Genomic DNA, 12,016 nt, shown 5'->3' with positions numbered 1-12,016 from the left:
GGTTGGCGGGGGCGTGAGGTGGGTGGCCGTCGACGGTCAGCGGCCGGCCGCCGACCGGACGCTTTCCGGCGTCCTAGGCGAACAGCTGCCGCGCCTCGTCGATCGCCTCGATCAGCGCGTCGACCTCCTCGACGGTGTTGTACACGTAGAACGACGCGCGGGCGGTGGCGGGGACGCCGAGCTTGTCGTGGAGCGGCTGGGTGCAGTGGTCGCCAGCCCGGACCGCGACGCCGTGATCGTTGAGGATGCTCGAGAGGTCGTGGGCGTGGACGCCGTCGACGTTGAACGAGACGAGCCCGCCCCGCCGGTCGCCGGGGGGTCCGTAGACCGTCACGTCGTCGAACTCGCTGAGCCGGTCGTGCGCGTACGCCGCCAGCAGGTCCTCGTGGGCGCGGACGTCCTCCATCCCGATGTCGTCGACGTAGTCGACGGCGGCGGCGAAGGCGATCCCCTGGGCGATGCTCGGGGTGCCGGCCTCGAACTTCCAGGGGAGGTCCTCCCAGGTCGTCTCCTCGTAGGTCACCCGGCGGATCATGTCGCCGCCGTACAGGAAGGGTTCCATCGCGTCTAGCAGCTCCTCGCGCCCGTAGAGCGCGCCGATCCCGGTCGGGCCGCACATCTTGTGGGCGGAGAACGCGAGGAAGTCGGCGCCGAGATCGTCGACGTCGACCGGCCGCGTGGGCACGGACTGGGCGCCGTCGACGAAGAGGAACGCGTCGTTCTCGTGGGCGAGGTCGGACAGCTCGCGGATCGGGTTGATCGTCCCGAGGGCGTTCGAGACGTGAACCGCCGAGACCATTGCGGTCGAGTCGTCGATGCACTCGGCGGCGTGGTCCATGTCGAGCGTGCCGTCCTCCTGGACGGTGATGTACCGCACGTCGGCGCCGGTCCGCTTGCCGACCTGCTGCCAGGTGACCAGCGAGGAGTGGTGCTCCATCTCGGTGAGCACCACGTTGTCCTCGGGGCCGAGCTCGCGGAGCCCCCAGGCCTGTGCGACGAGGTTCTCCGCCTCGGTCGTGTTCTTCGTGAACACGATCTCCTCGCGCCCGTTCGCGCCGATGAACTCGGCGACCCGGTCGTGTGCCTCCTCGTAGGCCACGGAGGCCTCCTGGCTCAGCTGGTGGATCCCGCGGTGGACGTTCGCGTTGTAGCCGCGGTAGTAGTCGGCGATCGCCTCGACCACCGGATCCGGCGTGTGCGTCGTCGCCGCGTTGTCGAGGTAGACGAGCGGCGTGTCGTCATCCGGTCCCTCCCCGGGCGTCGTGGGATCGCCACCGACCCGCCGGTTCAGGATCGGGAAGTCGGCCCGAACCGACTCGACGTCGAACGCGTACCCTTCCTGGAGTTCCATTACGGGACCCTTGGGTCTCGAGAACCAACACGCCTTCGGTCCGACGCGAGCGGCGTGGCCGGGATATCGCGGTCGGTTTCGGTGTTGCAGCCGGTTTCGGTGTTGCAGCCGGTTTCGGTGTTGCAGCCGGTTTCGGTGTCGCAGCCGGGACGTCGGATGATCTGGAGCGCGTGGGGGGCGACGCAACGATTATCCGGCGCGGGAGCGTAGATCTTGTCAGGTGTTCACGAATGTCTCACAAACGGATCCTCGAGATCGCCGGCGACTTCGTCGAGGACTACGAGGTAATGGTGCCGTATCAGGCGCTGCAGATGGTCGGCCACGAGGTCGACGCGGTGGCGCCCGAGACGGAGGACGGTGAAACGGTGAAGACGGCCGTTCACGACTTCCGCGGCGACCAGACCTACCTGGAGACCCGCGGGCACGACTTCGCGATCGACGCCGCGATCGAGGACGTCGACCCCGCCGACTACGACGCGCTCGTCGTGCCCGGCGGTCGCGCGCCCGAGTACCTCCGCACCTACGATTCGGTTCTCGAGACGGTCCGCCACTTCTTCGAGGCGGACAAACCGGTCGCGGCCGTCTGTCACGGCCCGCAGATCCTCGCCGCCGCGGGCGTTCTCGAGGGCCGGACCGCGACCGCCTATCCGGCCGTCCGTGCCGAGGTCGAGGGCGCCGGCTGTTCGTGGGTCGACGGCGTCGTCACCGACGGCAACCTGGTGACCGGGCAGGCCTGGCCCGACCATCCCGAGTGGCTCGCGGCGTTCCTCGAGGTGCTCGGCACGTCGATCGACCACGAGGCCGCCCCGGTCGCGGGCGACGACTAGGTGGCGGGAGCGACGGCCAGGCGGGAGCGACGGCCAGGCGGGAGCGACGGCCAGGCGGGAGCGACGGCCAGGCGGGAGCGACGGCCAGGCGGGAGCGACGACCGGTTGGTCGTCGCGATGGCTCGATGACGTCGTCGCGTGGTCTGCTGGCGGCAGCCGCCGCTCCGGAGCGGGGCGACGAACGCGGAAAAACGAACTGCCGAGTCGCGAGGATCGGTCGGGGAACCGCCGGGAGCGGGATTCGGCTTCCGTTCTCAGAAGGGAGCCTGCGGCCCCTCGTCCGACTCGCCGTCGTCGCTCGTCTCGCCGGGGAAGGAGGGGGACATCCCGCCGCTGCTCGTCCCGCCGAGGTCGCCGTCCGCGCCGGCGCCCATCCCGGTGTCGGCGTGGACCGTCTCGATCTCCGGGATCTCCTTGACCATTCGGGACTTGATCGCCTGGATCGTCATCGGGGAGATGCCGCAGCCCGAACACGCGCCGCCGAGCTGGATGTGCACCTCGCCGCTCTCGCGGTCGAGATGGCTGATCGCCGCGTCGCCGCCGTGCATCTGGATCTGCGGGAAGTTGCGCCGCAGGAAGTTCGTGATCCGGTCGCGAAGATCGTCGGTGTCAGCCGCTTCCGTGCTCATATCGCTTGGTTGGCGGCGAACCGGCTTATGCCTTTGGTTCGGAACGGGATCTCGGGGAGATCGCCCGGATGGAATCCCGCGACGGCGGGTCGGCGGTGGGGCGTTTTGGTTTCGGCGAACGGTTCACTCGTCGGGCCGATCGACGCCGAAGACGCGGTGGAGCTCCGACTCGATGCGGTCGACGTAGACGTCCAGCGTCTCCTCGAACTTCTCGTCGTCGACGAGCGCGCCCTCGAAGCGGCCACGCGGGTCCTCCGGAAGCTCGACGACGAACTCGCCGTCCTCGTAGAACGGTTCGGACTCGTTCAACACGGTCTGGTCGATCCCGTGGATCAGCTGCGAATCATACCGCTCGTTCATGTGGTTGAACGCGTTCTTGTACGCGCGCTGGAGCTCGGCGAAGTAGTTGGCGTACTTGTCCTCGAACTTCTCGGGGTCGAAGTCGGCGCTCATATCCACTCGTGGGCAGCGATCGGGGAAAAGTCGGCCGGTCGGCGGTCACGGGCCGCCGTGGGAACCGGGGACCTGATCGACTTAAATATCCGGACCGGATATCGTCGGCCGTGTCGGAACAGGTGCTCCTCCTCGTCGGCATCGTCGTCGCCGCCTTCGTCGGGATCAACATCGGCGGCTCCGGAACCGGTGTCGCGTTCGGGCCGGCCGTCGGCAGCGGCCTGATCTCGAAGGTCGGCGCGGGCGCGTTGATGTCGGTCTTCGTCCTCGGCGGCGGCTGGACGATCGGCCGCCGGGTCGTGGACACCCTCGGGGCGGGGCTGCTCCGGGGGAACCCGTTCACGTTGGAGACGTCGATCGTCGTCCTCCTGTTCGTCGGCGGGGCGCTGTTCGTCTCGAACCTCTTCGGCGTGCCGGCCTCGACGTCGATGACCGCCGTCGGCGCGATCGCGGGGCTCGGGATCGCCCGTGGGACCCTCAACGGGGGCGTCGCCCTCGAGATCGTCGCCTGGTGGCTGGTGGCACCGATCGTCGGCTTCTGGGTCAGCGCCGTCGTCGGGCGCTACTGGTACGACCGGCTCGCGGCGACGCTCGCGATCGACCGCACGGGCGGGTTTCCCGCCCGGATCGACCGATCGGGTCGGATCCCCACGATTCGGTCCGCCCCGTCAGCGACCACACGCGAACTGCTGGGCGCCGTCGTCGTCATCGCGATCGCGTGTCTCAACGCCTTCTCGGCCGGCGCCTCGAACGTGGCCAACGCGGTCGCCCCGCTGGTCGGCAGCGGCGACCTCTCGATGAACGCCGGCGTCCTGCTGGCCGCCCTCGCGATGGGCGTCGGCGCGTTCACGCTCGGCCGGCGGACCCTCGAGACGATGGGCAACGACCTCACCGAGCTGCCGTTGACCGCCGCGCTCGTGGTCTCGCTGGTCACCTCCGCGCTGGTCGTCGGGCTCTCGGCGCTCGGGATCCCGGCCTCGTTCGTCGTCATCGCCACGATGAGCATAGTCGGACTCGGCTGGGGACGCGCCACGCGGCTCCAGGAGCTGCCCGACACGCCGACCGAGACCGAACGTCCGGCCGCGCTCGGCGCACCCGTCGAGAGCGCCGACGCGCCGGGTGCCGTCGAGGCCGACCCGTCCATTGATGAGATGCCGACCACGGCCGCGGAACCGGCGGCAGACGATACGATCGCGGAACCGGCGGCGGACGACGTGGACGCGCTCAGCGTCGCCGACTTATATAAGCCGAGCACGACAGCCCGCGTCGTCCTCCTCCAGAACGCCGTCCCGGTGGCGGCGACGATCGGGTCCTACGTCGTCTTCCGGGCCGTGCCGGCGCTTTGAGAGCCGGACGGTTTCGGTACCCGGAGCGTCATTCGTCGACCGTGACCGACGTCTCGAACGCCACGCCGTCAAGGTGCGCGTCCGGATCGTCCGGGATGTACGTGCCCTCGGACCCACACTCCCGGACCAGCGGACAGACCGACCGCTCCGGCGGCCAGATCACCTCGACCGTCCCGTCGCCCGTGGCGTCACCGTCGCTGGCCGTTCCACCGCCGTCCGCTCCGCCGCCGGCTGCCCCGTCCTCGCCCGGTCGAACCGTCGCCTCCTGTCGATACGTGAGCGTCCCGCCGTCGGGTTGGACCAGCGTGATCGTGAGGACGACCGTTTCGGCGTCCTCGCCGATCGGGACCGTTCCCGGGGCGGACGCGTCCGGGCCGGCGCCGGGCAGCTCGATCCCGTCGGGCGTCAACCGCCAGTCGACCGTCAGCGACCCCTCCGGATCCGTCACCCCGTAGCCGACGTACTCCGTGCCCGCGGTCTCACTCGAGAGGCGGACTCGCGCCCGGGAGACGCGGTCGGGAACGCCGACGGTCGTGGCGGCCGCGAGCGATGTCCCGCGCCGAACGTCCAACGACTCGAGTTTCGGGATCACGTGTCGGTCCGGATCTCCCGTCCACTCGCCCTGATAGGCGAACCGGCGATATTCCCGGTCGGGATACGCCTCGATCACGGCAAAATCCGCCACCGGATCCCGGTCGAGCGCGTAGACCACCGGACCGTCGAAGCCGGGGTCGTTCCGGAGGTACTGGAAGGGGTGGTTCTGCCACTCCCCGTACGGCGTCGGGACGAAGACGAGGTCGTTCTCGAACTCGGCCGCCTCGATGGGTTCGTAAGCAGCCTCGTACTTGTCGGCGTAGGCCGCGTTGCGCTCGAGCGGCGCGGACGCGAGCGAGGCCGTGACCGTCCCCGCGAGCACCACGCCGAGGACCAGGAGCCCGACGGCGAGCACGCGAGCGGCCCGTGCGGCCCGATCCGACTCCCGGGACGCGGCCAGCTTCGCGAGGCGCCCCGACAGCCGACGCCAGCCGACGACGGCGCCGAGGGCCGCAAAGACCGACAGCGGGACGAGCGCGTCGAAGTAGTAGATCGGCCCGAACTGGGAGATCAGCCCGTCGGTCGGGTCGCTCATCGTCGCGAGCACGTTGTAGTTCCCCCAGAACGCGAGGTTCGCCAGCGGAACCGTCACGAGAACCCCGGCCAGCAGGCCGCTTGCGGTCCGGCGAAACCCGGCGTCCGGATCCGGATCGAACCATCGGCGCGCCGCGATCGCCAGCCCGCCGAGCGCGGCTGCGCTTCCGATCCCGCCCGCGGTCATCCACCGCGTGAGGAAGTACTCGATCACGTAGCCGTTGGCGCGGACCGCCAGCTCCGGCGTGTACTCGATCGAATGGCCGAGGATCCGCCGTCGCCCGAAGCCCGGCCCATCGAGGGGAGCGAACGCCGCGTAGGGGAACACCAGCGGCGAGCCGGTCATCCGCGCGTTGTACGCGAGCGTGATCCCGACGAACAGGATCCCGAACGTGCCGGTGAGGAGGTTCCGTCGAACCACGTTCGGCAGCGGTTCCGACCGCGACCCGATCGCCGCGAGCGTTTCACGGTCGATGGCTCGGAGCGTCGTCACCAGCGCGTGCAGAACGAACGGCGCTGCGACCGACACCGCCGTGTAGGGACGCGCGAAGAACGCGAGCCCGATCGCGATCCCGGCGACGCCGGCCCACCGAAGCGAGCCGTCACGCACCCCGTACAGGTACGAGACGACGAACAGGAGATTCAACGCCGCCGTGGGTGCGTACGGGAGGAAAACGGCCGTCGTCACGAGCGACAGCGGTGCGGCGGCAAAGACGACCGCGGCGACGAGGCCGACCCGGCGGTCCGCCGCCATCGAGCCGAGTCGGTAGACGAGGAAGGCGCTGGCTGCGGCGACGACAGCGAGGGTGATGCGGGGCTCGCCGACGACCGCCATCGCGACGGCGTACATCGCCGCCGGTACCGGCGAGTACTTGGGATACAGTCGGCCGCCGTCCTCGATGAAGAACCAGGGATGGAACGCGTCGGCGAGGTCGCCGGGATACAGCGCGAGCTGTCCCTCAAGCAGCATCGCGGCCTGCTGGAGGTAGACCGCCTCGTCGTGGTTGCTGGAGTGATACGCGAAGACGGTCATCGCGACGGCGAACACCGCGGTTCCGGCGATCGCCGCGATGCCCAGCGCCGCGAGCGTTTCGGGGGCCGCTCGGCGGATCCGTGACCGGAGCCGCCGCTGAAGCGCGCTGCGAACGCGTCGGATCGCGGTTCGAACCGGAGACGACACGGACCGGGTGCCGGGTTAGAGCGCGCCGACGTCGCGCATCAGGTCGACGGTCGCCTCGAGGTCGGACAGCTGTGCGAGGTCGACGTCCGGCACGTCGAGCTGGTCGATCGTCGGCAGGTCGCCGATCGGTTCGACGCCCGGGATCAGCGGGTACTCGAAGGTCGACCGCGCGAAGTAGTCCTGTGCTTCAGCCGACAGGAGATGGCGGATGAAGTTCTCGGCCAGCGTCGCCTGGTCGGTCGCCTCGACGACCGCCGCGCCGGCGACGTTGAAGACGGCGCCCGCGTCGCCCTCCGTGAAGGAGGTGGCGATCGGTGCCCCGGGATTCCCGTCGAGCACGCGCTGGATGTAGTAGTGGTTCGTGAACGCGGCGTCGATCTCCCCGTCGGCGATCGCCTGACAGGCGGCGAACTCGTCGGGATACTCCTGGATGCCGGCGTCGAGGACGCCCTGGAGCCACTCGCGGGTCGCCTCCTCGCCCTCGATGATCCGCATCGCGGTGATGAACGCCTGGCAGGAGCCGTACCGCGGAGCCCAGCCGAGGTCCCCGTCGAACTCCTCGGGGTACGCCATGATGTCGTTCGGGAGGTCCTCCTCGGAGAGCGCGTTCGTGTTGTACGGTACCGTTCGCGCTCGTCCCGACGTTCCGATCCAGTTCTCGGTGTGGAACTCCCCGCGAACGAGGTCGGTGACGTCGCTCGAGAGGGACGCGGCGTGGCCCGCGTCCGCCAGCGCGCCCAGCGACCCGGCGTTGACCGAGTAGAAGACGTCCGCGGGCGTCCCGGCGCCCTCGTTGGCGATCTGGTTGACGAGGTCCGTGGATCCGCCGTACCGGACGGTCAGATCGAAGTCGTCGTAGAGGTCGTTGATGTAACTCACCAGCTCGCCGACGAGGAACTCCCCGCGCCCGGAGTAGACGGTGAGTTCGCCCTCGAGATCGGGCATCTCGGCCATCGGCGTTCCGCCGGGCGCGTCGCGTCCCGCCCTCCCGGATCCGATCTGTCCGACGTCGGAGCCGGGATCTGAGTCGCCGTTGCCGCCGCCGTTTCCGTTGCCGCCGCCGTTGCCGTTCCCGTTGCCGCCGCCGTTGCCGCCGCCCGTACAGCCCGCGATCCCGACCGCGGCGAGCGTTCCGGCGCTCGCGAGGAACCGTCGCCGGTCGGTCAGTCGCCCGGTCGTCGAACGGTCGTCCGTGATATCGTCTTCGCTCATATTTTTAGGTATGCCTAAATCAATAAATACCCGTCGGTTCAGTTCTCCGCCGCGGTCCGGGGTTTTTGCGATCCCGTCGACCGGTCGACGCCGTTGAGCGCGTCCAGGCAGTCGACCCACTCGCACATGTGTTCGCCGACGTAGTTGAAGAACGCGCCGTTGTTGTACGACTCGTAGTCGCCCGCCGCGAGCTCCCGTCCCATCGCCGCGAAGACGTCCGCGTAGGTCTCGGCGTCACCGCCGACGTCGTCGATGATCTCGTAGAGGTGCTCGTTGAGCTCCAGCCCGGCGACCTCGTTCGTCAGGTCGTCGAAGGTCGAGCGTGGCGCCTTGTTGTGCTCACACAGCGGGTACCCATTATAAATGGTCTTCCCGAGGACGTCGCAGGCCCGCTTGAGGAACACGCCGCTCCAGATGTCGTCGAACCGGCCGACGTCCCACTCGTTGTCGTCCATCGGCAGCTGGTAGAACGCCGGGATGACCTCCCGCTTGAACGCGAGGTTCATCGAGCAGACCGTCAGGTAGTTGCCCTCCGCGGCCACGAAGTCGCCGGTGAAGTCCGACCGGCTCGTCCGCGTCTGCGCCTGCCCCTGCAGGTCGCCGTCCATCAGGATCCGGACCGCGTCGAGGTCGGGCACGTTGGTCCACAGTCCCTGGGACGCGACCACGTCGTCGACCGTCTCCGTCGCCGTCTCGACCGTCTCGTCCATCGCGGCGTAGGGGTATCCGCGCGGGTAGAGGCCGTGTTCGTCGTCGTTCTGGTGGAGCACGTTCACCCAGTCCGTGTCGGAGGACACCGACTCCACCTCTCCCTCGAACGCGAGGTTCTCCATGTGGCGGCCGAAGAAGTCGTCCTCCGGCTCCGGCAGCGTGTCGTCGTCGATGAAGAAGCCGTACTCGAAGCGGTCGTGGGCCCACATATACAGGAGCCCGAAGCTGGTCTCCGCGTGGCTGGCCGCCGGCACGAGGTGGTCGTACTCGGCGATCCCCTGCTCCTCGTACCACTCCTGGCGGCGCGTCCCGTCGAAGACCTCGCCGGAGACGCCCTCCTCCTCGAGCATCGTCGCCATCGCGTCCGTCTCGCAGAAGTCCTCGGTCACGAGCACGACGTGGAGCCGCGAGAGGTCGAACCCGTGTTCGCGCGCGTTCTCGAAGTACGTCCGCATACACTCGTACTCCCGGATCGTCGGGACCACGACGCAGATGTCCTGAGTCATTCGTCCCCGTCTCTTTAGGGGAGCCTAAAGAATGTGCCGGGATCGGAACGCGCCTCGGTCCCGTCCGATCGACCGTCGGGGTTTCGTCCCGGTCATGAATCATCGTTCGTTACGCAGGAACGGGGGGTTTCATCGAGACGCACGACGAGAGGGGCGGTATGGGAGATCCAGCCCCGGAACCGTTTCGCTACGATGCCGAAGTCCAGCCCGGAGAGAAGCGACACGTTCGCTACGAGATCGGGGAAACGTATCTCGGCGATCCGGTCGAGATGCCCGTCACGATCATCAACGGTGACGCAGCTGGCCCGACGGTGTTTCTCACCGCGGGGATCCACGGAGACGAGCTGAACGGCGTGAAGGTCCTGCAGGAGGTGGCTGCGACGTACGATCCGGCGGATCTGCACGGAACGCTCGTGTGCCTCCACGTCGTGAACGTGCCCGGCTATCTCGCCCAACAGCGGGACATTCCGATCTACGACCAGGATCTCAACCGGTCGTTCCCGGGAAAGGAACGGAGCAACACCGCGGAGCGGATGGCGTATCAGGTGTATCGGCGGTTCATCAGCCAGTGTGACCTCGGGATCGACTTCCATACCTCGACGCGCAACCGGACGACGATGTATCACGCCCGCGCGGACATGTCGAACCCCGAGGTCGAACGGTTGGCGCAGGCGTTCGGTACGAACGTGATCCTCTCCGGGGACGGCGACGAAACGTCGTTGCGGTCGGTCGCCACGACCGACGGAATTCCGACGATCACGGTCGAGATGGGAAAGGCCCACCGGTTTCAGCGACCGCTCATCGACAAGGCGGCTTCGGGGGTCGAAAGCGTCCTCGCCGAATACGACGTCCGCCCGGACGCCGAGGTCGAGCGGCCCCACTGGCAGAAGATCCTCGGCGGGGATCAGGAAAAGCGGTGGCTGCGCGCGAACACGGGCGGCCTCGTCGAGATGCAGTGGGGGCCGACGCCGCTCGTCCACGAGGGCGAGGCGATCTGCACAATCAGCGACCACTTCAGCACCGAGGAACACGTCGTCGAGGCACCCTTCACCGGGATTCTGGTCGGCGTTCTCGAAAACCCGGTCGCGCTCCCGGGCCATCCGCTCTGTCATATTGCACGCATCGACTCGGAGACGCACGCCGAGATCGAGGCGGAAATCGACCGTGGAGAGTTCGACGGCTATCGGCTGCTCGGCCTTCGGTGGATGGGTGACGGCGAGGAAGCGGAGTGAGATCCCGCCGAGTACGGGATTTGATATTGCGACATATCATTTATCGGTCCTTCCGACTCGGTCTCCGATCGGACGACCCCGAAGCTCCGCCCGGGGCCGGGAGCCGCGATGATCCCGTTCGTCGACGTGATCGATGCGGGTCGGTGCGTGCGTCCTCCAAAGCGGGCGCTCCGTGGCCGGCGATCGGTCGCTCCCCGCCGGGCGTTCGACTCACTCCGGCACGGAGTCACATCTCGTCGCGAACACGCCATCGAAGAACTCCTCACCGTTTCGGCTGCCGGCCGCGACTTCCGGCTGACGGCCGTCGATCGGCCCCCCGTCCGAATGCTCGCCGAGCGCGGCTCGTCGGTCGAAAGTCCGTCGATCGCGGCTCGTCGGTCGAAGACCCAGTCGACGATCCGTCGGCCGACGATCCGCCGTTCACGGATGCGGCCGCCGACTCGGACGTCAGGCAGTCAGGCGGGAAGGGTGTCGATCCCGTTGATCGCGATGAACCCGTACTCGCACTCGGGACACCGCCACTTCTGCTTCTCGCCCAGGTGCAGCGTCATCGCCGCGGTTCGGTAGAACGACTGTTCCTCCTCACATCGGGGACACGCCACCGATCGTTCGAGAGCCATACGCGTCGGTAGTCACTCGGGTTGCTTAACCGTTGTTCGTCAGCTGCGCCGGCCGTCGGCACGGTCACACGGTATAAACCGAAAGCCGCGATATACAATGACGACGGCGGTCACTCCTCGACGACCCTCGTCCGGGCCGCCTCGGGCATGGAGTCGATGACGCGGGGACGGCTCGTGATCTCGTCCATCACGAACCGGGAGGACGTCTCGTTGACGCCGTCGACGGCAACCATCTCCTCGATGACCGCGTTCATCTGCGTGCGGTCCTGGACGCGGGAGATCACCACGAAGTCGACGTCGCCCATCGTGTAATAGACCTGCTCCACGCCCGCAAGCGCGGCCAGGTCGGCGCCGATGCTCTCGGAGTAGCCCTGCTCGTGAGTCACCGAGACCTCGGTGATGGCGACCATGTCGAGCCCGAACGAGAGCGGATCGAGGTCCGCGGTGACTCCCTCGATGACGCCGCGGTCCTTCAGCTTGTTCAACCGGTAGTGGACCGCGGACTTCGAGAGGTCGAGCTCCTCGGAGAGCGCGTCGAGGCTCACGTCGAAGTCGGACTCGACGCACCGCAGGAGCTCGATGTCCATCTCGTCGAAGGCGCCGCCGTTCGCGTCGGTCATATCCGTGCTTGCCGCGCGGATATATAAATACTTCCGATGAAAGGGCTCTTTTGTGAAACAACGTTCTATATTCCATTAACTATGGATCTTAAATAGGATATTATACGAACTAGGGGTTCAGGACGGCGCCTCGAACGGATGGTCCCCGACCGCTTCGAACGGGTGATTCCTGGCTGCTTCGAACGGGTGATTCCTGGCTGC

11 protein-coding genes are annotated in these 12,016 nt (G+C 67.9%); 3 read left to right on the top strand and 8 right to left on the bottom strand.

The features are described from left to right. Positions 1-73: 73 nt before the first annotated feature. On the bottom strand, positions 74-1,351 hold the full coding sequence (locus CPZ00_RS03675) for an aminotransferase class V-fold PLP-dependent enzyme (RefSeq protein WP_096389682.1): 1,278 nt from the start codon (positions 1,349-1,351) through the stop codon (positions 74-76). A gap of 230 nt (positions 1,352-1,581) precedes the next feature. Here CPZ00_RS03675 and CPZ00_RS03670 point away from each other — a divergent pair, with 230 nt between their 5' ends. Next, positions 1,582-2,178, top strand: coding sequence for a DJ-1/PfpI family protein (locus CPZ00_RS03670; RefSeq protein WP_096389681.1), 597 nt, complete (start codon positions 1,582-1,584; stop codon positions 2,176-2,178). Positions 2,179-2,432: 254 nt separating this feature from the next. Here the strand turns inward: CPZ00_RS03670 and CPZ00_RS03665 are convergent, their stop codons facing one another. Then, positions 2,433-2,807, bottom strand: a complete 375-nt coding sequence (locus CPZ00_RS03665; RefSeq protein WP_096389680.1) for a NifU family protein — start codon at positions 2,805-2,807, stop codon at positions 2,433-2,435. A gap of 123 nt (positions 2,808-2,930) precedes the next feature. Then, entirely contained in the window at positions 2,931-3,260 is a 330-nt protein-coding gene (locus CPZ00_RS03660; RefSeq protein WP_096389679.1) for a DUF5783 family protein, read from the bottom strand. 110 nt (positions 3,261-3,370) lie between these two features. On the opposite strand from CPZ00_RS03660, the gene CPZ00_RS03655 reads away from it, so the two are divergent. Continuing rightward, positions 3,371-4,606: an inorganic phosphate transporter gene (locus tag CPZ00_RS03655; protein ID WP_096389678.1), complete on the top strand. Its 1,236-nt coding sequence runs from the start codon at positions 3,371-3,373 to the stop codon at positions 4,604-4,606. Between the two features lie 28 nt (positions 4,607-4,634). Here the strand turns inward: CPZ00_RS03655 and CPZ00_RS03650 are convergent, their stop codons facing one another. From CPZ00_RS03650 to CPZ00_RS03640, 3 genes are all read right to left on the bottom strand, one after another. Continuing rightward, positions 4,635-6,767, bottom strand: a complete 2,133-nt coding sequence (locus CPZ00_RS03650; protein WP_233255160.1) for an ArnT family glycosyltransferase — start codon at positions 6,765-6,767, stop codon at positions 4,635-4,637. Between the two features lie 162 nt (positions 6,768-6,929). Further along, entirely contained in the window at positions 6,930-8,126 is a 1,197-nt protein-coding gene (locus tag CPZ00_RS03645) for an extracellular solute-binding protein (RefSeq protein ID WP_096389677.1), read from the bottom strand. 38 nt (positions 8,127-8,164) lie between these two features. Then, positions 8,165-9,343, bottom strand: a complete 1,179-nt coding sequence (locus tag CPZ00_RS03640) for an alpha-1 4-glucan-protein synthase (protein ID WP_096389676.1) — start codon at positions 9,341-9,343, stop codon at positions 8,165-8,167. Positions 9,344-9,501: 158 nt separating this feature from the next. Between CPZ00_RS03640 and CPZ00_RS03635 the strand changes: the two genes are divergently transcribed. Further along, on the top strand, positions 9,502-10,575 hold the full coding sequence (locus CPZ00_RS03635) for a succinylglutamate desuccinylase/aspartoacylase family protein (protein WP_096389675.1): 1,074 nt from the start codon (positions 9,502-9,504) through the stop codon (positions 10,573-10,575). 455 nt (positions 10,576-11,030) lie between these two features. On the opposite strand, the gene CPZ00_RS15550 is transcribed toward CPZ00_RS03635, so the two are convergent. Continuing rightward, on the bottom strand, positions 11,031-11,195 hold the full coding sequence (locus CPZ00_RS15550) for a DUF7838 family putative zinc beta-ribbon protein (protein ID WP_172861767.1): 165 nt from the start codon (positions 11,193-11,195) through the stop codon (positions 11,031-11,033). 110 nt (positions 11,196-11,305) lie between these two features. Further along, on the bottom strand, positions 11,306-11,815 hold the full coding sequence (locus tag CPZ00_RS03630) for an Lrp/AsnC family transcriptional regulator (RefSeq protein WP_096389674.1): 510 nt from the start codon (positions 11,813-11,815) through the stop codon (positions 11,306-11,308). Positions 11,816-12,016 lie beyond the last annotated feature (201 nt).

It is taken from the genome of Halopenitus persicus (genome assembly GCF_002355635.1).
GTDB classification, from domain to species: Archaea; Halobacteriota; Halobacteria; order Halobacteriales; family Haloferacaceae; genus Halopenitus; species Halopenitus persicus_A.
The sequence above is the reverse complement of the archived record's forward strand: the minus strand, read 5'-3'. Positions and strand labels throughout refer to the sequence as shown.